The organism is Acinetobacter sp. YH12137 (genome assembly GCF_013418535.1).
Taxonomy (GTDB): domain Bacteria; phylum Pseudomonadota; class Gammaproteobacteria; order Pseudomonadales; family Moraxellaceae; genus Acinetobacter.
Genome location: NZ_VPBW01000004.1, coordinates 57620 through 80178, shown reverse-complemented (window position 1 = coordinate 80178; position 22559 = coordinate 57620). Strand labels below are relative to the sequence as shown.

At 43.7% G+C, this 22559-nt stretch carries 20 protein-coding genes; 8 read left to right on the top strand and 12 right to left on the bottom strand.

Features of this window, described 5'->3' with window-relative positions:
- Nucleotides 1-21 precede the first annotated feature (21 nt).
- Both FTU72_RS03590 and FTU72_RS03585 read right to left on the bottom strand, forming a co-directional pair.
- Nucleotides 22-1836 carry a tetratricopeptide repeat protein gene (locus FTU72_RS03590; protein ID WP_180052451.1) on the bottom strand — a complete coding sequence of 605 codons (1815 nt, stop codon included), beginning with the start codon at nucleotides 1834-1836 and terminating at the stop codon, nucleotides 22-24.
- 102 nt (nucleotides 1837-1938) lie between these two features.
- Nucleotides 1939-2709, bottom strand: coding sequence for a ThiF family adenylyltransferase (locus tag FTU72_RS03585; protein WP_180052450.1), 771 nt, complete (start codon nucleotides 2707-2709; stop codon nucleotides 1939-1941).
- A 198-nt stretch (nucleotides 2710-2907) separates the two neighbouring features.
- Between FTU72_RS03585 and FTU72_RS03580 the strand changes: the two genes are divergently transcribed.
- Nucleotides 2908-3156, top strand: coding sequence for a hypothetical protein (locus tag FTU72_RS03580; RefSeq protein WP_159124233.1), 249 nt, complete (start codon nucleotides 2908-2910; stop codon nucleotides 3154-3156).
- A 35-nt stretch (nucleotides 3157-3191) separates the two neighbouring features.
- Here the strand turns inward: FTU72_RS03580 and orn are convergent, their stop codons facing one another.
- On the bottom strand, nucleotides 3192-3746 hold the full coding sequence (orn, locus tag FTU72_RS03575; protein WP_004782074.1) for an oligoribonuclease: 555 nt from the start codon (nucleotides 3744-3746) through the stop codon (nucleotides 3192-3194).
- A gap of 124 nt (nucleotides 3747-3870) precedes the next feature.
- On the opposite strand from orn, the gene rsgA reads away from it, so the two are divergent.
- The 4 genes from rsgA to secB all read left to right on the top strand — a co-directional run bounded on the left by rsgA (nucleotide 3871) and on the right by secB (nucleotide 6200).
- Nucleotides 3871-4929, top strand: coding sequence for a ribosome small subunit-dependent GTPase A (gene rsgA, locus FTU72_RS03570; RefSeq protein ID WP_179992385.1), 1059 nt, complete (start codon nucleotides 3871-3873; stop codon nucleotides 4927-4929).
- 93 nt (nucleotides 4930-5022) lie between these two features.
- Nucleotides 5023-5430, top strand: coding sequence for a rhodanese-like domain-containing protein (locus FTU72_RS03565; protein ID WP_005232169.1), 408 nt, complete (start codon nucleotides 5023-5025; stop codon nucleotides 5428-5430).
- A gap of 21 nt (nucleotides 5431-5451) precedes the next feature.
- Nucleotides 5452-5706, top strand: a complete 255-nt coding sequence (gene grxC / locus FTU72_RS03560) for a glutaredoxin 3 (RefSeq protein WP_004782071.1) — start codon at nucleotides 5452-5454, stop codon at nucleotides 5704-5706.
- Nucleotides 5707-5741: 35 nt separating this feature from the next.
- A complete protein-coding gene (secB, locus tag FTU72_RS03555; protein ID WP_004782070.1) occupies nucleotides 5742-6200 on the top strand; it encodes a protein-export chaperone SecB in 459 nt (152 codons plus the stop codon).
- Between the two features lie 51 nt (nucleotides 6201-6251).
- Here secB and FTU72_RS03550 read toward each other — a convergent pair whose 3' ends face one another.
- From FTU72_RS03550 to FTU72_RS03515, 8 genes are all read right to left on the bottom strand, one after another.
- On the bottom strand, nucleotides 6252-6650 hold the full coding sequence (locus FTU72_RS03550; protein WP_180010873.1) for a cytochrome b562: 399 nt from the start codon (nucleotides 6648-6650) through the stop codon (nucleotides 6252-6254).
- 190 nt (nucleotides 6651-6840) lie between these two features.
- Complete coding sequence (locus tag FTU72_RS03545; protein WP_004782067.1) at nucleotides 6841-7647, bottom strand: enoyl-ACP reductase; 807 nt, start codon at nucleotides 7645-7647, stop codon at nucleotides 6841-6843.
- 128 nt (nucleotides 7648-7775) lie between these two features.
- On the bottom strand, nucleotides 7776-8597 hold the full coding sequence (locus tag FTU72_RS03540) for a TatD family hydrolase (protein ID WP_180017238.1): 822 nt from the start codon (nucleotides 8595-8597) through the stop codon (nucleotides 7776-7778).
- Complete coding sequence (locus FTU72_RS03535) at nucleotides 8594-9556, bottom strand: RsiV family protein (RefSeq protein WP_180052449.1); 963 nt, start codon at nucleotides 9554-9556, stop codon at nucleotides 8594-8596. The genes FTU72_RS03540 and FTU72_RS03535 overlap by 4 nt, the downstream gene beginning before the upstream one ends.
- A gap of 49 nt (nucleotides 9557-9605) precedes the next feature.
- Nucleotides 9606-10433 (bottom strand): hypothetical protein, encoded by an 828-nt coding sequence (locus FTU72_RS03530; protein ID WP_180010877.1) that lies wholly within the window; start codon nucleotides 10431-10433, stop codon nucleotides 9606-9608.
- Nucleotides 10434-10528: 95 nt separating this feature from the next.
- A complete protein-coding gene (locus FTU72_RS03525; protein WP_180010879.1) occupies nucleotides 10529-12121 on the bottom strand; it encodes a peptide chain release factor 3 in 1593 nt (530 codons plus the stop codon).
- Nucleotides 12122-12408: 287 nt separating this feature from the next.
- Nucleotides 12409-14466, bottom strand: coding sequence for an EAL domain-containing protein (locus FTU72_RS03520; protein WP_179992390.1), 2058 nt, complete (start codon nucleotides 14464-14466; stop codon nucleotides 12409-12411).
- A 426-nt stretch (nucleotides 14467-14892) separates the two neighbouring features.
- Nucleotides 14893-17082 (bottom strand): carboxy terminal-processing peptidase, encoded by a 2190-nt coding sequence (locus FTU72_RS03515; RefSeq protein WP_179992391.1) that lies wholly within the window; start codon nucleotides 17080-17082, stop codon nucleotides 14893-14895.
- A 199-nt stretch (nucleotides 17083-17281) separates the two neighbouring features.
- Between FTU72_RS03515 and nagZ the strand changes: the two genes are divergently transcribed.
- Both nagZ and FTU72_RS03505 read left to right on the top strand, forming a co-directional pair.
- Complete coding sequence (gene nagZ / locus FTU72_RS03510) at nucleotides 17282-18304, top strand: beta-N-acetylhexosaminidase (protein ID WP_179992392.1); 1023 nt, start codon at nucleotides 17282-17284, stop codon at nucleotides 18302-18304.
- Nucleotides 18305-18427: 123 nt separating this feature from the next.
- On the top strand, nucleotides 18428-19291 hold the full coding sequence (locus FTU72_RS03505) for a class I SAM-dependent methyltransferase (RefSeq protein ID WP_179992393.1): 864 nt from the start codon (nucleotides 18428-18430) through the stop codon (nucleotides 19289-19291).
- Between the two features lie 29 nt (nucleotides 19292-19320).
- On the opposite strand, the gene FTU72_RS03500 is transcribed toward FTU72_RS03505, so the two are convergent.
- The gene (locus FTU72_RS03500) at nucleotides 19321-20658 is read right to left on the bottom strand and encodes an alpha/beta fold hydrolase (protein ID WP_179992394.1); all 1338 of its coding nucleotides are present in this window, start codon (nucleotides 20656-20658) and stop codon (nucleotides 19321-19323) included.
- Between the two features lie 324 nt (nucleotides 20659-20982).
- On the opposite strand from FTU72_RS03500, the gene FTU72_RS03495 reads away from it, so the two are divergent.
- Nucleotides 20983-22248 carry a glutamate-5-semialdehyde dehydrogenase gene (locus FTU72_RS03495; protein WP_034703231.1) on the top strand — a complete coding sequence of 422 codons (1266 nt, stop codon included), beginning with the start codon at nucleotides 20983-20985 and terminating at the stop codon, nucleotides 22246-22248.
- Nucleotides 22249-22559: the final 311 nt, after the last annotated feature.

Genomic DNA, 22559 nt, shown 5'->3' with positions numbered 1-22559 from the left:
CAGCGGTTTTTTTATTGAAGTTTACATATGCAGATAAGCATTTACATTGTTGAGCTGTTCAATAGAAGGCTCATGTCCTAATAGACTGCCTTTTTCTAGCCATTGACGGGCAATTGCAATATCACGTTCTACACCAATGCCTTTGGTATATAAGCGCCCCAGATGACTATAAGCATCAGCATTCACCTGCGCAGCCGCTTTACGATAGCACTGGATTGCCTGATCCAAATTGGCTTCAATGCCAATTCCTTGTTCCAAAGCCTCACCTAAAGCATTTAGTGCGAGACCATTATGCTGGCTCGCAGCCTGTTCCAGATATTTCAGTCCTAAAGCCGTATCCTGCTCCACCTTTTTGCCCTTTAAATACATTAAGCCTAATTCGGTCTGGGCTTGTGCATTGCCCAATTGAGCTGCCTGATGCAGATAACGTTTGGCCTGTTCCTCATTCACTTCAAAGACTGGATAAAAACCAGAATATGCTTGATACAGATACCAGGCAGCCTTACTTGATCCTTTCGCCACCGCCTGATTCAAATATTGAATTGCCTTTTCTCGGGTCGGCAGCGGATATTCAGGCAAGCCATAAAAACGTCCCACTATATAAATCAGATCAGCTTCAGACTGTGCTACAAGTTGCTCTTGCTGTGCAATTGCCTGAATCATTTGGGTAGCTTTAGCCGTATCTTTGGCTATACCTACTCCGTTTAAATAACAGAGTGCCAGGCCCATCTGACTGAAGCCATGATCAGGATCATTTTGCAAAGCATGTTGATAGAGTTCAAATGCTTTCTGCGGTTCATGTGCGACCAGATAGGATTCAAAATATAGTGCGGCAATCAGACTCAAGGCCTGTGGATGCTGGGTTTGTGCTGCTTCAGACCAGTAACGAAATGCCATGGTTTCATTTTTTTGCACATACCAGCCATGAAAATAAGCCAGACCGATCAGGGTTTTGGCCTGTGCATCTTTATGTTCTTTGGACTGCTGTAATAGATGCTGAAACACCCGTTGACGTTGATCAGGATCAATACTGCCGAGTAACACGCCGGCATAGTAGTCATATAAACCACTCTGATCACCCAGATGAATACAGCGTTTAATGAAATTCAAAGCCTGCTGTTGATCTTTGGACAAGACTTTGCCATTTGCATAGGCTTCGGCAATATCCTGATTGGCAGCCAAGTGATCCTGCTGTGCTGCCAGAAACAGATAATGGATACCCAAACTTAAATCTTGTGCTGTACCATCCGCCAAATAATATTGGGCTAACTGATACTGTGAATTGGCATGTCCCTGCACGGCATTTTGAATCAATAATTGCAGACGTTGCTGTTCTGCAGTGTCATGATCAGATTCAGCCAGCTCAGTGATGCGGTACTGCGCATCCAGATGACCGCGCGCGACCGCATGCCGATACCAGTACAAGGCTTTTTCAGGATCATTTAATTGGTATTGATGACCATCATAGATCTGGCCTAAATGATAGGCTGCATCCTCACCACCTAAACTATAAGCTTTTTCAAGAAAGCTTATGGCTTTTTCTATGCTCTGCTCACGCCCTTGTCCGTTTAAGTGCATCAAGGCCATACCTACATAAGCCTGTGGCAATTCCTGCTGCTGGGCCAGTCCCTGATAAATTTGATAGGCACGTTCATAGTCTGGATGATGCGGATCCGTACTTAGACGCGTTGCATATTTCAATTGAGCATCAATCTGCTCAATCCATAGATCATGATGCACGGCTTTGGCCTGATCACGTTTCACCGGATCAGGACGTTTCCACATCCAGATTGCTAAAGCCCCAATCCCCAAAACCAGCACTAGCAAAAACCACATAGCTGCTCCAAAACCAAAAGATTGTTTTTGTTATATGTATAAAAATTCATTTTAAACTTAGCATAAAAAAAAGCACAGATCGTGTGCTTTTTTTTGACTCAATCAGGCTTTAAGTCTTTTACTATCGAGCTTTTTCAATACTTCCGATACCGCAACCATGGCGAAGCTAGATGTCACTACCACTGCAGACCCATAACCACCACAGCGTAAGCCTGCGCTTGCACAAACATCTGCACTCGAGAATGGGTTATCGATAGAGTAGACACAAGTGATCCCAAATTTTTCTTTTGGCTTTTTACAGATGCCTTTAGCACGTAATTGCGCACGTAATTTTGCCAGCATTGGATCCTGTTCGGTTCTGGATAAATCGGCAACACGGATTTTTAAGGGATCCAGTTTACCGCCTGCTCCACCGGATACAATCAATGGAACCTTGTTAAAACGGCAATGCAGCATCAAGGCAAATTTCGCTTTGACGTCATCAATGCAGTCCAGAATGATGTCAGGATTTCCTGACAGAATTTCTTTCACATTTTCTGGCGTCAGATAATCGTCAATCAGATTGATCTTGATGCGTGGATTAATCAAACGGCAGCGTTCTGCCATGATTTCGATTTTTTCACATCCTAGTGTCGCCGTCATAGCTGGTAACTGACGGTTAATATTCGATGCTGCGACCACATCCATATCGACCAGTGTGAGCTCACCAACCCCGGTACGTGCCAATGCTTCGACTGCCCATGAACCAACACCGCCAATTCCGATCACCATCACGTGACTGTTTTCATAATGATGAAAGCTATCGTCACCATAAATTTTGGCTACACCCGCAAAACGGCGGTCATACTCATCATCTTGAAGCAGATCAGTCATAGGTCATCAATAGCAAGAAAAACACCAGAGCATTTTAGCAAAATCATGGACACTTTACTGCCACTAAAATTCAGATACAAAATCAGTCAAAAAAGCTTTCTTGTGCCATCGTTAACACACGTAAAATCGATCAAATTACAACCATCATAAACTTCACAATATTTCAATTATTATTGTCCTAAAGGGAGCCAGATCAGCATGCTATTTAACGCCCTTTTTGCCCTGATGGTTTTCCTGTTCCTGCTCTATCTTTACGGTTTAACCTTTAAAAAGCAGAAAAATTATTATCTCAGTATCATGATCCGTATCCTGACTTTAGGATTATTTGCTTTGATTATCTTGGATCAATATGAAACCCAGACCCATCTTGCTCTGGTGCTTCTGACCTGGGTACTGTTTGAAAGCAGTGAAAACTTTTATCACAAGAAACTTTCTGCCAAGCAATAAAAAAGAAGCTTTCGCCTCTTTTTTATTTGCTCGGATTATTTATTCATAATGAAGAAATATTCACGATAATATTTCAGTTCAGCAATCGAATCACGGATATCATCCATCGCTAGATGCGAAGCATTTTTCTTCAGACCACTCATGATTTCAGGGCGCCAGCGTTTTGCCAGCTCTTTTACTGAAGATACGTCTAGATTACGGTAATGGAAATACTGTTCCAGTTCAGGCATTAAACGGTGCAGAAAGCGACGGTCCTGACAGATCGAGTTACCACACATCGGCGATACTTTTGGATTAACCCATTTTTTCAGGAATTCAATCGTTTCACGTTCTGCATCCTGAGCAGTCAATTTACTGCGGCGTACACGCTCAATCAGGCCAGACTGACCATGCTGGCGAGTATTCCACTCGTCCATCGCATTCAGGATACGGTCAGATTGATGCACAGCTAGCACGGGCCCTTCGGCAAGAATATTTAGGTTATCGTCCGTTACAATCGTGGCAACTTCAATAATCTGGTCATTATCTGTATCCAGACCTGTCATTTCCAGGTCAATCCAAATCAGGCGGCTATCCGGGGTGCTGCTCATAAATGTGCAATCTTATTAGGCTATAAAACATTTATAGTAGCAAATTTATTACGTCGATGCTGTAACTGACACCCCGCTTCATGCTATTTTTGCCATCTCGCTCCCATGGTTTTTTAGGATTTGAATGGCTTTAATACGTAAACGTCGTTTAACTGAACAACAACAACGTCGTATTCAAAAACAGCACAAAACGCGTCAGGAAGAGATCGATACCTCTCAAGACCTGGAAGGACTGGTTGTGCAGCATTATGGCCGCCAGCTTGAAGTCCAGGCCTTGTCTGTACCTGAACAGCATCCTGAAAAACCGGTCGTGGCTGAAGGTGAACCTGAGCCATTCTGGAAGCCGATTGAACTAGGGAGTGTCTGGCGCTGCCATACCCGAACTAACCTGGAATTGCTGGTAACAGGTGACCGGGTCAAATGGCAGGCTGATCCCAATACCGGACTCGGCATTATTACAGCGATTCATCCGCGCACTTCTTTGCTGACCCGTCCTGACCGTTACCACAAGGTTAAACCGGTTGCCGCCAATATTTCCCTGATTGTGATTGTGTTCGCGCCATTGCCTGAACCAGCACCGGGTTTGATTGACCGTTATCTGGTGGCTTGTGCAGATGCAGAGATTCCAGCACTTTTAGTTCTGAATAAATCCGATTTGCTCAAGGAAAATGATCCGATTCTGGATTTGCTTAAAGAATATAAAGATTTGGGTTATGAAGTGATGCAAACCCAGTCCGATGGCGATCTGACAGAACTATCCGCTCGTCTGAATGAGGAAACTGTAGCGTTTGTCGGTCAGTCTGGTGTAGGTAAAAGTACGCTGATCAATGCCATCGTCCCGGATGCTGCACAGAAAACTAATGTCATTTCTGAAAACTCGGCACTGGGTCAGCATACGACGACCTCCACACGTCTGATTTCCTTTGGCGATGGCGCTGCTCTCATCGACTCACCAGGGATTCGTGAATTTGGTCTCTGGCATCTGACCTTGGATAAAGTCCAAAGTGGTTTTCCGGAAATTGAAAACTTGCTCGGTCACTGCCAGTTCCGTAACTGCACACATAAGCATGAAAAGCAGTGTGCCTTACGTCAGGCAGCATCAACAGGGGAAATTTTGCCGCGCCGACTGGAAAGCTATTTACGTTTAATCGGCGAAATTAACGAAGCACAGCAAAAAAATTAATTTTCTTAAGGCTTAGCCCTTGAAGCGGTGATTTTGATCACCATATTTATGAGCTATACTCTTGGCAATTTTAAAATTGTAATTAGGTGAATTGTGGAACGTTGGTTCGAGTTTATGGGGAATCACCCCTTCTTGTTTGGAACACTCGCGGTACTCGTGGTTGTCTTCTTCATCATCGAAGGTCAACGTAATGGTCGCAAAATCTCTCCGCAATCGCTGGGAATTTTAGTTAAAGCAAAAAATGCCATGCTGATTGATTTACGTGATGCCAAAGACTTCCGTGAAGGTCACATCAGTGGTAGCCGTAACATTCCATATAGCCAAATTACAAAACACGTTGATGAGTTAAAAGCATCTGATCGCCCGTTGGTGTTCATTTGTAATCTTGGGCAAGTTGCAGGTTCTGCGCTTCAACAGGTAGGTCATGCAGATGCCTACCGTCTGGATGGCGGCATTACAAACTGGAAAGCTCAAGGTTTACCTTTGGTGAAAAGCAAATAATCTGCGAACAGGAGATTGATCATGGCTGAAGTTACTATTTATTCGACGACAGTATGTCCGTATTGTATCCGTGCAAAACAGCTCCTTGAGCGCAAAGGTGTTGCATTCAAAGAAATTAATTTATCGAATGAAGCCCCTGAAGTGCGTCTTGAATTGATGCAACGCACCAATCATCGTACCGTGCCACAGATTTTTATTAATGAACAATTTATCGGCGGTTTTGATCAACTTTATGCCCTAGAGCGTGAAGGCAAACTAGACGAATTATTGGCTTAATTTACTAAAACCTACCTCATATCAAGGATTAAAGAATGAGTGAAGAACAACAAGCTCAACCACAATTGGCATTAGAGCGTATTTACACTAAAGATATTTCTTTTGAAGTTCCTGGGGCACAAGTTTTTACCAAGCAATGGCAACCTGAGTTAAACATCAACCTTTCTTCTTCTGCAGAAAAAATTGATCCGACTCATTTTGAAGTGGCTTTAAAAGTTGTGGTTCAAGCAACCAATGAAGGTGATACAGCGTTTATCGTTGACGTGACTCAAGCAGGGATTTTCCTGATTGATGGCGTGGAAGAAGAGCGTCTGCCATACATTCTTGGTGCTTACTGCCCGAACATTCTGTTCCCGTTCCTTCGTGAAGCGGTGAATGATATGGTCACTAAAGGTAGCTTCCCGCAATTGCTGCTTACTCCAATCAACTTCGATGCTGAATTTGAAGCGAACATGCAACGTGCGCAAGCTGCTGCTGTTGAAGGTCAAGCTTAATCACTTGATCTTGAAGTTAAAAAAGACCGCAATTGCGGTCTTTTTTATGGCTTATTTAAAGGCTTGATGCCCCTGCTTTTTAATCTGATCCATTTTCCCTGTCAATGTTTGTGCTTTGGCTAGCTGATTGGCTGCAACAAGTTGCTCAGCTTGTTTAATCTCTTTCAATAAGTCAGTTAACAATCCCTGATAAGCCGTAATTTTTGCATCTTTGGATTTTAGCTTTTGTAGACCTGAGGGTAAATTTTTCTGGCAGACTTCCACAGATTTTTGCATGCCTTGCAATGCTGCCCGCGCTTCTTTGCTATCCTTGGCAGATTTGAAATTTTTTAAATGATGGTCAAGTTCATGCATATTGTCATGATAGTGATTGTCTGCTGCCATGCCCGACGTGGTGATCCCCACAGTTCCCATCACAAAAATCATGCTGATTAAAAAATTTTTAAACATCCTTAATTGTCCTGTATTGTTTTTATATTAAGCATCTTAGTGGGAAAGTCCTGAAAGATAAATTATTTTGATCCAAATTCTTGTATCCCTTGTCATCAGACTTACATCATTAACAATTAGAGTTAAAAATAAAAAAACCCTCAAAAACTTGAGGGTTTTTCTCTGCTGAGAATTAATCTTTTAAAGCGACTTATTCTGCATCCAGCATCAGTTCAGCACTCATACCTACTGTGTTATAACCCGCATCGACATACATGATTTCACCAGTAATCCCGTTCGCCCATGGTGAGCACAGGAACAATGCTGCATTACCGACATCTTCAATGGTCACATTGCGTTTTAGTGGAGCCACTTTTTCATTTAGGTCCAGCATTTTACGGAACGATTTAATACCAGACGCTGCTAATGTACGGATTGGACCGGCTGAGATCGCATTGACACGAATACCTTCTGCGCCCAAGCTAGATGCCAGGTAACGTACACCTGCCTCTAAAGAAGCTTTCGCCAGACCCATCACATTGTAGTTTGGCATCACACGCTCAGAACCTTGATAAGTCAGCGTTAACAGGCAGCCTTGACGTGCAGCCAGTAATGGCTTCGCAGCGCGTGCCATCGCGATAAAGCTGTAAGCACTGATGTCATGGGCAATCTTAAAGCCTTCGCGATCCGTCACGTCAGTGAAATCACCATCTAAAGTATGTGCTGGTGCGAAACCGATTGAATGTACGACGCCATCCAGACCATCCCAGTGTTTTGCCAGTTCTGCAAATGCATTGTCAATTTCAGCATCTACGGCCACATCACAAGGAAAAACCAATTCCGAACCGAATTGTGCAGCAAAATCATCTACACGTTTTTTCAGCTTTTCATTTGGATAAGTAAAAGCGAGTTCTGCACCTTCACGATGTAATGCCTGAGCAATACCAAAAGCAATTGATAATTTACTTGCAATACCTGCGATCAAGAAGCGCTTACCCGCCAATAGTCCTTGTGCCATGTGAATCTCACTCAAAATAATTTATATGCATGATGCCAAGTCTAAAGCATTTTAGAAATTGCATAATGCACCTTTTTTCACTGGATCATACATTGAAATACGCTTTCCGACCGATGTAGGGTTTTATCTTAGATCGCCAGATGTAAAGCCTGATGGGTGTTTTTCCAGAGCTGCTGTGCCAGTTCATCCTGATCCATATGCAGACTCTTGGCCAAGCCTTGCAGGACATAAGGCAGATTGGCAGGCGTATTGCGAGTCCGCTGTTCTGTCGAATGCTGGCAACATAAGGGCGTCATGTCCGGACAATCGGTTTCAAGTACCAGATGTTCCGGTCCTACCTGCTGTACCACCTGATGCAGTTTTTTGGCATTCGGATTGGTAATTTGCCCTGTTATTCCAAGCTTAAAGCCCAGTTTAATAAAGGCTTTCGCCTCTTCAATCCCGCCACCAAAGGCATGGGCAATACCACCTTGCTTAAACCGATGCTGTTTTAGAATCTGTAAAACATCGGCATGGGATTTACGGATATGCAATAACACAGGTTTATCAAACTGCTGCGCCAGTTCCAGCTGTGCAGCAAAAAAATCCTTCTGTTTCTGAAAAAGTTCCGGCTGTTTATGCCGCTTATCAAAAGTATCCAAGCCAATTTCACCAATCGCAATACAAGGCTCTGTGTTTAATAACTGCTCCAGATCCTGTAAATGCTCTAGTTGATGCTGCTCAATATAGAATGGATGCAGGCCGGGTGCCAGATGGCTTTGTGGTGCATTGGCCAACTCATTAATAAAATGATGCGTCTGCAATAAATCCTTAAACCGGCTCTGTAAAAAACCAATTAAGACCAGATGCTCCACCCCTGCTGCTTTGGATGCATAAGCCAGCTGTTCCCGATCATGATCAAAATCGGGAACATCAAAATGGGTATGGGTATCAAATAACGAAACCATCAGCGTGCTTTGGCAGGAGTTGCAGGCTCGGCTTCTGAAGCAGCGTTCTCTGTTTGAGGCAGATATTCAGGTTTCAAAATGCCATTCAACTGTTCATAAGGAATGACCAGACGTGGCAAACCGACCACATAAGGACCAATTTCATATTCAGCATATTGCAGCGCCAGTCCCTGTTTAGACAGATAGAAATTATCCGTCAGTTTGAATTTCCAGGCCTGTTCATATTCGGCTACATCATTGGCCAGTTTGGATTCCATCACCCAGGCTTTAAAAGCCTCATAGGCTTTGGCTTCAAGTTGAGCCTTTTGTTTAGGCAGAATGATATCGTCCAGCTTAATCAGCTTTTTCTGCTCAAGATCAAAATTGTAGTAGGTTTGAGCAGAAGCGCCATGCGCACCACCCAGATAATGGGTACTGTTTAAGACCACAGTCGCGAGTGGATCACCAGACTGCAGAATTCTCGGTTTGATCATCAGGCTGATACTATGGCTGGCACTGAGTGCTTTCAACTCCTTATCCAGATTCAGGAAAGTCTGCATATGCGGCTGAATCTGCTGTTCAAGCTGCTGTTTCGGAGTTTGGACATTGGCTAATGCAGTTTGCGGTTCGGAAGCAGCGGCTTCAGCTTCACTGGCAGCCGATGCTTTCGCCGGTTCGATCGCATCAATAGACAAAATACCCTGTAGCTGCTGCAGAATCTGCTGATCTATCCATTCATCAATAAATGACTGATTGCTTTTCAATCGCTCAATAGAAATCTCAGGACAGTTTTTTCCTTCACATTCAGGCAAGGCCAGTTTCAGCTTCTCAGTATCACCGCTCAGCTTCAGCACTTCAGGCTGAGCCTGTACCACTTCAGGTGCAGCAGGTTCTTTCGGCTCTCTTTCCTTAGGCTGGCAGGCACTCAGCAAAACTGCTGATGCCAATACTGACAGACATAAAACATTCTTATAATTTGACATGCATTAACCTTTATTCAACATCATCATTTATCCTTGCAGGACCTACCTGTTAGAACATATTCTGATAAATATCCACTTTCAAGACTTGTTGTGTTTGTTCTTTGGTTAAATAGATGTCCAGTTGTTTGGCATCTTTGCTAATTTCCTGACTCCGATAATGTAGACCAATTCCTTCCTGATCAAAGAACCAGTCCGCCTGCCCCCAATACAGTTTTTTTGGAGCTTTCTGCTGGACTTCTGCATTATTGTCCTTTAACCATTTTTGGTAAGCCTGCTGCACAATTTGGTCCATCTGCAACTGCTGTTCAGGATTGATAATATCCAGAGGACTGAGTATTTTTTGCTGCAGCCGGTCAGCCACAAAAAAATAATAGCGTTCATTAACGCGGATATTTTCCTGTGTGCTGTCTACCCCAATTTGCATTAACACAAATTGATTACGCTGATAAGGAATGCGGGTATAAAGAGATAATTCGTAGGCCTTATTCAGTTTGAGCTGGGCTTGCCAGGCATCGGATTTTTTTACATAGGCATTAACCGCCTGCTGCAGGCTCATATCCTGCTTTAGGCCAATTTGATCCTGAATCACTTTCGCCTGCTGCTTTTCAATAGACTGGTTTAGCCAGGCATCGGCTGTCTTTAAGGTCTGAATATCCAGATTAATACAGTTTTTGGTCTCACAAAATGGCAAGGCAATATCGGCCGATTTCTCCTGAATATTCAGGTAAGGCAAAAATTTGGCTTTTTCTTCAGGGGTGACTGCTGCAGATTTTTTTTGTTCTGTCGCTGGCTGTTTTTTTTCATTTTTATCACATGCTCCAAGTAACAAACTACAGCCAATGACTGAACCGAGCAGGATTTCCTTACTAAACTTCATGATTTTTTAGAGATATAAGTAATGAGTGGTTTAAATGTAGCACAAAATAAAACAGCTTCCGGAGAAGCTGTTTAACATTTTCCAAGCCTGAAGGCTTAGTGTTCGCGTGTATTACGGAATACGATATCTGGATAACGTTCTTGCATCAGCTGTAAGTTCACTCGGCTTGGTGCAAGATAAGTCAAATGACCCCCACCATCAACAGATAACTGGTCATGGGCTTTTTTCTTGAATTCGTTGAATTTCTTCTCATCTGCACAAGACACCCAACGTACTGTATTGATGCTCACTGGCTCATAAATACAGTCCACCTTGTACTCTTCTTTCAGACGATACGCTACCACTTCGAACTGCAGCACACCCACAGCACCAACAATCAGGTCATTGCTGTTTTGTGGCATGAATACCTGAGTCGCACCTTCTTCAGAAAGCTCTTTCAGACCTTTTTGCAGCTGTTTTGACTTTAATGGATCTTTCAGACGGACACGGCGGAACATTTCCGGTGCAAAGTGCGGAATACCAGTAAATTGCAGTTTTTCACCTGAAGTGAAGGTATCACCGATCTGGATGGTACCGTGGTTATGCAGACCGATAATATCACCCGGCCATGCTTCTTCCAGATGCTGACGGTCACCAGCCAGAAAGGTCAAGGCGTCGCTAATGCGGATATCTTTATCGATACGCACATGCTTCATTTTCATGCCTTTTTCATACTTACCTGAACAGATTCGCATGAAGGCGATACGGTCACGATGTTTCGGGTCCATATTGGCCTGAATCTTGAAGATAAAGCCTGTGAAACCTTCTTCATCTGCCTCTACTTTACGGTCTTGAGTCGGATGCGCTTTGGGAGGCGGTGCATATTCGCTAAATGTATCCAGAACATGGTCGACACCGAAGTTACCTAAAGCTGTACCGAACAGCACTGGAGTTTGACGGCCTGCCAGGAATTCTTCACGATCTAATGGCTCATTCGCCATTTGTACCAGTTCCAATGATTCTTCAAATGCAGCCCAAGCCAGCTCACCGACTTTTTCACGTAAGTCTGCATGGTCATAGCCATCACGAACTTCGATATCAGTAATCACTGAACCAAAACCGGCTTTATAGACATAGAACTTTTCTTCGAGCAGGTTATAGACACCTGCAAAGTCACGTCCTGTACCGAGTGGCCAGGTAATCGGGACACATTTAATTTTCAGGACATTTTCAATTTCATCCAGCAGCTCTAAAGGCTCACGGATTTCACGGTCCATTTTGTTGACGAAAGAAATGATGGGGGTGTCACGCATACGACACACTTCCATCAATTTAATGGTACGTTCCTCGACACCTTTTGCACCGTCAATCACCATCAGCGCTGAGTCTACCGCAGTGAGGGTACGGTAAGTATCTTCCGAGAAATCTTCATGTCCCGGGGTATCGAGCAGGTTAATCATCTTGTCCTTGAACGGGAACTGCATGACGGACGTGGTGATCGAAATCCCACGCTCTTTTTCCATTTCCATCCAGTCAGAAGTGGCTGCACGATCCGATTTACGGCTTTTCACCATACCTGCAACCTGAATGGCCTGACCCCATAACAGCAGTTTTTCTGTCATGGTGGTTTTACCGGCATCGGGGTGGGAAATAATGGCGAATGTACGTCGCTGAGCGACCTGTGCCGCTAACTCATCTTTAAAACTCATGGAAAATACCTACTGCAGAACCGCAGTGCTCAAGATCAAATACGATCAATATGAAAAATTGACGATATTGTAGCAGATTTCTAGAGCCAATAAGCAGCCCTATAAACTGGAGAAATCGTAGTTTCCTATTCTCTTTTCAGGTTAAACTGATATTTTTTTGGCTCGTCTATTTAGCAGATTTAATTTACTACTCAACCTAGAAATTATAAATCAATAATCACATAAATTTTATAATTTACAATTGATTAGCTTAATCATAAAAATTTCTAAATAGTGATTTACTGAGTTCAAGAAACCAAGGCCCTAGCTTCAAGTTGCTCGACATCCATCGGTTTACCCAGCAGATAGCCCTGCATCTGCTGACAGCCCAAACGGGTCAAAATTTCCGCTTGCTGTACAGTTTCAATGCCTTCAGCTGTCACTTTTAAACCGAGTTTAATGGCCAGCTGGATAATACTTTCCAGAATCATTTCTTCCTTGGAACCTGCACTCAGACCCTGAATAAATTCCTTGTCAATTTTCAGCTCATCGACAGGTAGGTTTTTTAAATACAGAAAGCTGGAATGTCCGGTACCAAAATCATCAATCGCCAGCTGGATGCCCATCTGACGCAACTGCTGCAAAGTCCGGATACTCGAGTCAATATGATGCATGGCAGTCGATTCAGTAATCTCAATCATCAAATGTTGAGGATCAATTTTATATTGACTGAGTAGCTGCTCCAGCGTACTGATCAGATGCTTATGCTCAAACTGAACCGCAGATAAATTGACACCGATCGGGAAAAAATCAGCATAATCAGCTTCCCAGAGCTGAATCTGTTTACAGGCCTGCTCCAAAGCCCAGTAGCCCATCGGAATAATCAGACCGGTTTTTTCTGCCCCCGGAATAAACATATTTGGACCCAGCAAACCATGCAATGGGTGCTTCCAGCGGATTAGCGCTTCTACACCACAGATCTGCTCATCATGGGTAAATTTTGGCTGATAAACCAAGATAAATTGCTGTTCTTCTACTGCCTTATACAGATCATTGATCAGTTTGCTCTGGCTCTTGCTTTCATGCTGATCAGTCGAGAAATTAAAAACCGAATAGGTATTTCGTCCCTGATACTTGGAAGTCAACATGGCGGCATCTGCATTGATCAGCAGATCTTGCAGATTCTGACCATGCTTCGGATACATCGCGATCCCGATACTGCCCGAAATATTGATAGTCTTGCCACTGATCTGGAAACTTTCCTGAATTAGTTCCAGAATCCTTTCCGATATTTTCGAGGCCTGCTCTACTGAAGTATTTTCCAGCACCAGCAGAAATTCATCGCCACCGATGCGCAGCAGTTTGGAATCATCTCCCAGAATTTGATGAATACGATAAGCCAGCTGAATCAGTAGCTGATCCCCAACGTGATGGCCAAACACATCATTCACGGCTTTAAAACGGTCTAGGTCAATGTATAAAAAAGCGATTTCATGCTGGGCATCTTGCTGCCGGCCAGAAAATAGCAATTGTGCATATTTGACCAGATATAAACGGTTTGGCAGTTTGGTGAGATTATCCTGAATCGCCTGATTCGCCAGTTCTTTATTGGCCAGCATCAGCTGACGGTTACGTGATTCAAAGCGTAACTCCAGCATGGCTACGCCAAATGCAGTCACCAGTACCAGACAACTAATCAGGATGACTGAAAATAGCAAGTCATAGTGGGAATGACTGATCTGGCTCAGTGGGTGGACATCTTCATAAAAACCAAGTGCCGCCATACCCGTATAATGCATCCCGACAATGGTCAACGTGAGCATACTCGCGACCACGAGCTTCATCCGGATTGTACTTTGCACTGCCTGTCGATATTTGAAGGCCACCCAAAAACTGAGTCCCGCTCCACTCGTTGCAATCAGGATCGAACAAATCATTAATAAAGGATGATAGGCAGTCACATGATTTTTAACATTCAGGCCCAGCATGCCCACATAGTGCATTCCTGACATGCCCAGCCCCATCAGAACAGCACCTAGAATCAAGCGGGCACAAGGCAAGGTTTTACGGGTAGTGAGCCAGATGGCAAAGGTTGCTCCCACAAAGCCAATCACATAAGAACTTAATGTGAGTGCAGTATCGATATCATAAGCATCAGGAAAATGAGCTGCCGTCATGCCGACATAATGCATTCCCCAGATCGCCAGTCCCAGCAAGCCACCGCTGAACAGTAAAATAAGGGTTTTCAACCTTAGCGACACATTACGAAATAGCATCTGCTCAAGCGTAAGCGTCAAATAGCAGGCAATAAATGCCACAGCCATCGATCCAATGAGCAGACTGACATCATGATGAGCATGAATCATATAAAATGTTCCATCTGGGCGATCATTTTTATTTTATTGCACAGCTGTATTCGCACGATTCCCCGCTAAATTTACGCCCTATAAAAAATAAAATACTCTTTTCAGAGTTCATCCCGACTGCTTCAAACTTGAAGCCATATACAAAATTTATTGCAATATTTTTATCTCTTCAGTAGCTGGAGTGGAGTTTAAAATTGCCCTGAATCGATAAAATAAAAAATTAAGCTTATATATTAGAAGTCTTTGAGATTTTATCAATTGATTAAATTTAATATTCCAGCTTTTTTATTCGACATAAATCACAAATTTTTCTTTTTTATTTAGTTACATAGCACTTTATATTTAATTGATATTGCATTCTATTTGCACAAAAAAACAGCCTATCGAGATAGGCTGTTTTAGAAACTGTATTACTTTATGTGAAAGTTACTGTTTTGACTGTGCTTGAGCATAGTCAGCCAAGACATGTGCGGCTTCCAGCACAAAAGCTTCTTCTTCCGGTAATGCCGGACGTTCTTTGGCTTTCATTTTCGCCCGGGCTTCAACCATGGCATCCAGAGATGCCTGATAACTTTCCCAGTTTGGATAAGGTTTCAGGCCGGTTGCAGCACGGCGGGCATTTTCAGCTTCTAAAGCTTTACGCTCGATATCCAGCAACTCAGCTTTACGCTGTTCCAGATCCAGAACTACACGTTTTTGGTCTTCGACTTTTTTCATAGCCGCTGTACGCTGTTCCAGATACTTGAATTGAGGATTCTGAGCGACACGCTGTTGAGATAACTTGGCCAGTTCCGGTACATATTTCTGGACCACACCTTCACGTTTAAATGGCGCAGTTGGAATCGTATCCCACTCTAGGGCATTTTTAGCCTTACGTTCACCAAACTCTTCGTTATAGATATCGACCAGCTTGATATCCGGAATCACGCCCTTGTTTTGGGTACTACCCCCCGTCACACGGTAGAACTTACGCTGAGTCAGCGTTGCCTGACCATGTGCCAAGCTATCTAGCTGAACCTGCGCAGTTCCTTTACCTGTTGTGGTACTACCAATCACGATACCGCGTTCATAATCCTGAATTGCTGCTGAATAAATTTCACTTGCAGATGCAGAAGCCAGGTTCACCATTACTGCCAATGGACCGGCATAAGTTTGTGCACCACCATCATCATCTTCAAAGACGCTGACATTACCGTTACCATCACGAATCTGAACCACAGGACCTGACTTGATCACCTGTCCCAGCATACGTGCCACTTCTTCAAGTGAACCACCCGGGTTATTGCGCAAGTCTACAATAATACCGGCAACATTCTTCGCAGCCAGCTCTTTCAGGGCCTTATTGGTATCTTCTGATACGGAACGGTAGTCGTTACCCGCACGACGGGCACGATAGTTCAGATAGAAAGATGGAATTTCAATCACACCATATTGATATTTTTTACCATCACGCTGGATTTCCACGGTACGGGTTCTAACCCCGGCATCTTCTTCCTGAATCACATCACGTACCAGACTGACATTACGCGCCTGTCCCATGGTCGCACCCGGGCCTAGTAACTTCAGTGTTACTTTGGTGCCGCGCTTACCACGAATCAGACCAACAATTTCATTGCTTGGCCAGCCAATTACATCAACCATCTGTTCGCCGTCTTGAGCAACGCCAACAATACGGTCACCTGATTTTACCTGTCCTGATTTGCTGGCAGGCCCACCTTCTACAATGGTTTCAATCTTGGTGTAATCTTCATTACCACGTTCTGGGCGAATCGACACTCCAATCCCTTCCAGCTGCAATGTAGTCTGACGGTTCAGCTCCATCGCATCTACAGGCGGGAAATAATTACTGTGCGGATCATAAGTCAGCATCATCGCATTCAGGGTTTTGTCCAGCACATCATCACTCTTGATCCGGCTGAGACGCTCTAACTGACGGGTATAACGCTTAGTCAGGGTTTGAGCAGGCGTTAAATCTTCCGGCCCAGTTAGGTCCTGACCATTCGCCAGTTCAGGATTGGCTTTAAGTGCATTTTGCTTGGCCTGCTCTTCTTCCTTACTGATCGTCAGGTTAATCAGCTGAGAGACCAGCATTTTTGACCAGTGAGCACGTTGTTCAGCCTGAGTTTTAAAGAACGGCGCCTTTTCGCGATCCGTTTCAATATATACATTCTTCTGGTTCAGATTTTGTGGTTTTTTCAGTTCTTCCAGCATAAAGGTATAGAACTGGGCTAAACGCTCACGATACTGCGCATGAATTTCATAAGGGCCAGACAAATTACCAGCTTTCAGATTGGCACCGAAAGTAGCGCCATAGCGTTTTTTATAATCTTCTATTTCAGATGCCAGAAAAAGACTGTGATCTGCATCCAGACTATCAATATAAAAATCAAAGATACGCTGTGAAGTCTGAGCATCCAGACGCATATTCAAATAATGTTGGCGATCAACGAGAGTTGCCAGTTGTCGGGATACCAATGCCTGTTCTTGAGAAGGTTGAAGCACTGCTTTGCTGACTACTTCTTTACCATCAGCTGCAATTGCATCATTCACCACATGGGTAAAAAATAATCCGCCTGTCGCAATCGCAACTGCACAAGCTATTGTTTGAAATTTCATAAATAATTCGTACTTCCTTGGCTTCAAGACCAATTTGACCGTGTTGCTTTTCGAGCAGAACTTAAAGTATTCAGCATCTTAAACAACTTAATATGTTTATGTCGTGTAGTTTTATCATATTCTGTGCTGACAAAGTGTAGCAAATCATTGCAGAATTCAGGTATTGTTTTCCCCGAAAATTCTAAAATGGATTCCACATATGATTGGCGCATTGATGCTCGACATCGCAGGCACTACCCTTACTCAAGAAGATATTGAACTCTTGGGTGCACCACAAGTCGGTGGTGTGATTTTATTCGGTCGCAATATTGAATCTCCTGCCCAAGTCCGCGCTTTGACTGATCATATGCGTCAGGTCCGTCCAGATATTCTGATTGCGGTGGATCAGGAAGGTGGCCGGGTACAGCGCCTGAAACAGGGCTTTACCCTGCTGCCTGCCATGGGCAAATTTGGTGAGCTTTATCAGACGGATCGTGAAAAAGCGCTGGAACTGGCCGAGAAATGTGGCTGGTTGATGGCGACTGAAGTACTGGCTGTCGGAATTGACTTCAGTTTTGCGCCTGTACTGGATCTGAATGATATTAGTGATGTGATTGGCGACCGTAGCTTTGCCAGAAATATTCAGGATATTATTCCACTAGCTAGTGCTTTTCTGAAAGGTATGAAACGTGCTGGCATGGCTTCGACCGGTAAGCATTTCCCGGGACATGGTTCGGTTAAGGCCGATTCGCATGTGGCCGCTGCCATTGATATGCGCAGCTATGAAGAAATCCAGCAAAAGGATATGCAGACTTTTATCCAGTTACAATCCCAACTGGATGCGCTTATGCCTGCCCATGTCATCTATAGTCAGGTAGATCCAAATCCAGCGGGTTTCTCAGAATTCTGGATTCAGAAAGTGTTACGCCAAGAACTTGGATTCGACGGCGTACTGTTCTCGGATGATTTAAGCATGCAGGCTGCCTGTGTGGCTGGCGGTGCCGATGCCCGCATTCAGGCAGCATTGAAAGCAGGTTGTGATATGGGATTGGTCTGCAATGATCGCGCAGCACAATGTATTGCGCTTGAGGGCATTCAGGAGCTGCCACTGCCCAATCAGCAGCGTCTGGAACGTATGCGCGGAAAAATTCCAGAGATTCAGATCGGCACTGAGCTGGATCTTGGAGATGAATGGCGCCAGATCTGTGATGAAATTAGCCAGTTTAAAGATCAGGTTCTCTAGTTCTTAAATGATCTGAATGCGACAAAGGAACACGACAAGGTGTTCCTTTTTTATTATCATGTTGAAAAGACTGCTATATTGATGAGCAGCATTGAATTAAAACAACAATAAGGTCAGGACGACATGACAGAATCTCTTTCACAACACCGCCATATTTCTTTTACTGCACACTATACTGGCTATATCTGGTACAAAATGGGGATTTCACATCCGGTATTTGCCACCTCTAAAGGCAAATTCCTTGCCAAACTGGTTCATCCGCTGGAGTCATGGGCTGAGCGTCATGTAGGCGGCAGTATGCGCACCACCCTGAAACAGCGACATCAAATGATTGACGAACACTTAAGCCAGTTAATTAGTGAATATCCTCAATTACAGGTACTGGAAATTGCCAGTGGTCTTTCTCCACGCAGCTGGAACTTTAGACAGAAATTTCCCGGGATTAATTATCGGGAATTGGATCTGCCCGATATGGCCAAGATCAAAACCAATGCTTTGCAGCAGATTGATCAGGATGCCCCGGAAGTATTGAGTGCCGATATTTTTAGTGCAGAACTGGCGAATATTTTTAAAGTCTTTGACCAGCAGCAGCCTCTAGTCATTATTAGTGAAGGCCTGATCAATTACTTTGATCAAAAAATGCTGTTTACCTTGCTCAAAGGTATTAACGAATATGGTCAAGGTTTCAGTGAAGTGCATTATCTCAGTGATATTTACCCTGAACCGGTCAAAAACAGACTGGCAAGCTTTATCTGGGCCTGTAGTCGTCTGCTAAAATTTATCTCACGCAGTGCATTTACTTTTCATTTTAAATCGCCCCAAGAACTACAGCAGTTTTTTCAGCAAGCTGGGTTTATGCGGGTGGAGGTCGAACAGCCACAACGTTATTTTGCAGAACCTCGACAGCAGAGTCCTCATTATGAACAGGATGAACATTTGGGCGATTTAGTCTGGATGATTCATGCGGTGAAAAAAAACAGCGTTTAATTACGCTGTTTTTTATGAATTCTATTGTTTTAGATGACTGCATCGAATACTTCAGCCTGTTGAATTGCTTTCTCTTTCTGGACAAAGCGTAATAAACGCTCTGCTACATCAAAACTGCCATGCTTGAACAAGGCACGTAACTGAGTGTCATCATGTTCGAAGATCAGACATTCGATCTTGAACTCACCTTCTTCATCTTCCAGATGTAAAGCCAGATCACGTGGATATGCGGCTGCCTGATCGGTTAATCCAGGTTCCAATTCCAGCAACACCCCAAAGAAATTCATATCGACAATTTCTGCCTTGAATACCAGATCAGAATGACGATGACTTAAATAACGCTGTGGATCCTGAACCGTAATCCGCTCTTCCCCACGTCGTTCGATCTGCTGCATCTGTTCACGGGTGAACGGGATAATACCTTCGAGTTGATCAACCGGCTCATCACGCAGGAAAGTTGCAAATAGATGCATGGTTTCTTTACGGCGCTGTAACTGAGGTACATGATCTGCAGAAGCAATCTGCACATACTGCATGTTTGGACATTGCAGGGCAAAATTGGCATTCTCATGCGGCAAGGTAAAGCTGTCATACTGCCCGCAAGCCACCAAAACTTTGCATTGAGGAATCGGTACATTGGTCAGTCTTAAAAGACGGTTACAGTTGATGTCATAGCGGTCCTGTTCTGTCGCTGTAAACTCGGACATCTGCTTAAAGAACAGCCGTTTTGCTGTTGGTGACATGCGGGTTTCTTTTAAACGTGCATGATTGACCAGATACAGAATCACCGCTTGGCCAAATTCGTCCATGCGCTGTTCTTTCATTAAATGCAAAGATTCTTCCAGCAGCATGCGCCAGCTTTTGCGGGTTTTCTGCATTACACCCATCAAAATCATACGGTCTACCAGTTCAGGACGCTGATCTGCCAGGCAGGAAGCCACCACTGAACCTAAAGACATCCCTAGAATAGCCACCTTAGGCAGTTGCATCTGCTCCAGCCATTGGCCTAGCATCGCTGCCAGATCTTCCAGTTCAAGTGTTCCTGCAGATAAGCCGGTATCAACGTTAGTAATTTGCTGGTTGGCCCCCATGGAAGGTAAATCAATTAAAATAATAGGCCCCGCATCAAATAACTGTTCTACACAATATTTGTAAGAATTAAAGTTCTGAAAAGCTCCCCCAATAATCACCATTGGGCGCATATGCAAAGTATCAGGACGCGCAATGGCCATATACTCGATTTTCCAGCCATCGATCCATGTCGTACGTGCTGGTTGCTTGAAACTGTGCTTATCATAAAGATCAAAAAAACCGTAATGGCTATGTTGGTCCAATGCCTGGGCATCCATCTGGATAATGGAATTCATATTCCTTTCCTCCGTCCTTGCCTTATTTTTATTGTGCAAGTCATTATTTACAGATCTTATGCTTCAGGATTATTCCGATTATCCTGAACACGCATCCTGCGCTGTAGTAATTATATCAATGACATCTATGTCGCTACATTTCATTCTATACAGAGCGGCTTTTCACAAGCAACTGATTCGACAACCACTTATCTGCTTTTAAAGATAAAACAATTTCAAAATGTTTAGAAACAGTGAAAAGCTTATGATTTTTAAGTGTTGGGCTTCATTGTCCGGCATCAGACTGTTAATATCAAAGTGAAATTTCTAAGTGATTGAACCGCTATGCAAGAGTCTATTGAACAATATATGCAAACGGTAGGACAGCAGGCACGCCAGGCTTCTCGCATTTTGGCTCGTGCGTCTACCCAAACTAAAAACAGCGCATTGTCAGCAATTTATACCGCTTTAGAAAACAGTCAAGCTGCTATTCTGGCTGCTAACCAGATTGATATGAATAAAGCTCACCAGAACAATCTGGATAGTGCCCTGCTTGATCGCTTAGAACTCAACCCCGCACGCTTTAAAGGTATGTTACAGGGCCTGAAAGATGTGATCAGCCTGAAAGATCCAATTGGTGAAATCACTGATATGGCTTACCGTCCTACAGGGATTCAGCTTGGCAAGATGCGTGTGCCTTTGGGCGTAGTGGGTATGATTTATGAATCGCGTCCCAATGTAACTCTGGAGGCTGCTTCACTGGCATTGAAATCTGGAAATGCGATTATTCTGCGTGGCGGTTCAGAAGCTCTGGAATCTAACCAGGCCATTGCAACTGCCATCCAGCATGGCTTAAAAGTGGCAGGCTTACCTGAAGCGTCAGTTCAGGTGATCAATACGACTGACCGTGCTGCGGTTGGCCAGCTGATTACCCTGACTGAATATGTCGATGTGATCGTACCGCGTGGTGGTAAAGGCTTAATTGAACGCATTACTGAAGAAGCGCGTGTACCTGTGATTAAACATCTGGACGGGAATTGTCATGTCTATGTCGAAGCACAGGCTGATCTGCTCAAAGCCCTACCCATTGCTTTGAATGCCAAAACCCATCGTTATGGCGTATGTAATGCCATGGAAACTTTGCTGGTTGATGAAAAAGTTGCTGAAGATTTCCTGCCTCGAATTGCTGAGCTGTATCAGGAAAAACAGGTAGAGCTTCGTGGTTGTCGTGAAACCCAGCGTATCTTGGGCAATCAGGTAGTTGCCGCAACAGAAGAAGATTGGTACACCGAGTATCTAGGTCCGATTCTGGCAGTTAAAATCGTATCGGGTGTTGAGGAAGCCATTGAACATATCAATAAATATGGCTCGCATCATACCGATTCAATCATCACTGAAAATTACAGTATCGCTCGTGAATTTTTAGCTGGTGTAGATTCGAGTTCAGTCATGATCAATGCCTCTACCCGCTTTGCTGACGGCTTCGAATATGGCCTAGGAGCGGAAATCGGTATTTCGACGGATAAGATTCATGCCCGCGGCCCGGTTGGCCTAGAAGGCCTGACTTCCCAGAAATGGGTAGTCTTCGGTGATGGTCAGATTCGCCAGTAAATAGATAATAAAATCAGCCTTGTTCGCAAGGCTGATTTTTTATGCATTGAATGAATAAAAGACATGCTCAAGTAAATATGCAGCCTTTATAAAATTGCATATAATTTCTTCATATCCATACCTAAAAGATAGAATAAATAAACATTATTTTTAAGAAATATAAGCTACAGTTTAATAGATCATTTTTTAGCAGTATTTTATTTATAAATGAAAACTATGAACTGATAAATTTTAATTATTATTGTCGCTGTGGTCGATAATGCTTAAGTCTAATCGGCTAAAGTCTATCTAGGACAGTAAAAAAACCCATG

Bases quoted from the DNA above. Each gene is read 5' to 3' on its own strand.
- FTU72_RS03530 (WP_180010877.1), bottom strand. From the start codon at position 10,433: ATGAAGTTTAGTAAGGAAATCCTGCTCGGTTCAGTCATTGGCTGTAGT.
- grxC (WP_004782071.1), top strand. From the start codon at position 5,452: ATGGCTGAAGTTACTATTTATTCGACGACAGTATGTCCGTATTGTATC.
- FTU72_RS03590 (WP_180052451.1), bottom strand. From the start codon at position 1,836: ATGTGGTTTTTGCTAGTGCTGGTTTTGGGGATTGGGGCTTTAGCAATC.
- FTU72_RS03550 (WP_180010873.1), bottom strand. From the start codon at position 6,650: ATGTTTAAAAATTTTTTAATCAGCATGATTTTTGTGATGGGAACTGTG.
- orn (WP_004782074.1), bottom strand. From the start codon at position 3,746: ATGAGCAGCACCCCGGATAGCCGCCTGATTTGGATTGACCTGGAAATG.
- nagZ (WP_179992392.1), top strand. From the start codon at position 17,282: ATGATTGGCGCATTGATGCTCGACATCGCAGGCACTACCCTTACTCAA.
- FTU72_RS03580 (WP_159124233.1), top strand. From the start codon at position 2,908: ATGCTATTTAACGCCCTTTTTGCCCTGATGGTTTTCCTGTTCCTGCTC.
- FTU72_RS03535 (WP_180052449.1), bottom strand. From the start codon at position 9,556: ATGTCAAATTATAAGAATGTTTTATGTCTGTCAGTATTGGCATCAGCA.
- FTU72_RS03495 (WP_034703231.1), top strand. From the start codon at position 20,983: ATGCAAGAGTCTATTGAACAATATATGCAAACGGTAGGACAGCAGGCA.
- secB (WP_004782070.1), top strand. From the start codon at position 5,742: ATGAGTGAAGAACAACAAGCTCAACCACAATTGGCATTAGAGCGTATT.
- FTU72_RS03545 (WP_004782067.1), bottom strand. From the start codon at position 7,647: ATGGCACAAGGACTATTGGCGGGTAAGCGCTTCTTGATCGCAGGTATT.
- FTU72_RS03500 (WP_179992394.1), bottom strand. From the start codon at position 20,658: ATGAATTCCATTATCCAGATGGATGCCCAGGCATTGGACCAACATAGC.
- FTU72_RS03585 (WP_180052450.1), bottom strand. From the start codon at position 2,709: ATGACTGATCTGCTTCAAGATGATGAGTATGACCGCCGTTTTGCGGGT.
- FTU72_RS03525 (WP_180010879.1), bottom strand. From the start codon at position 12,121: ATGAGTTTTAAAGATGAGTTAGCGGCACAGGTCGCTCAGCGACGTACA.
- FTU72_RS03505 (WP_179992393.1), top strand. From the start codon at position 18,428: ATGACAGAATCTCTTTCACAACACCGCCATATTTCTTTTACTGCACAC.
- FTU72_RS03520 (WP_179992390.1), bottom strand. From the start codon at position 14,466: ATGATTCATGCTCATCATGATGTCAGTCTGCTCATTGGATCGATGGCT.
- rsgA (WP_179992385.1), top strand. From the start codon at position 3,871: ATGGCTTTAATACGTAAACGTCGTTTAACTGAACAACAACAACGTCGT.
- FTU72_RS03515 (WP_179992391.1), bottom strand. From the start codon at position 17,082: ATGAAATTTCAAACAATAGCTTGTGCAGTTGCGATTGCGACAGGCGGA.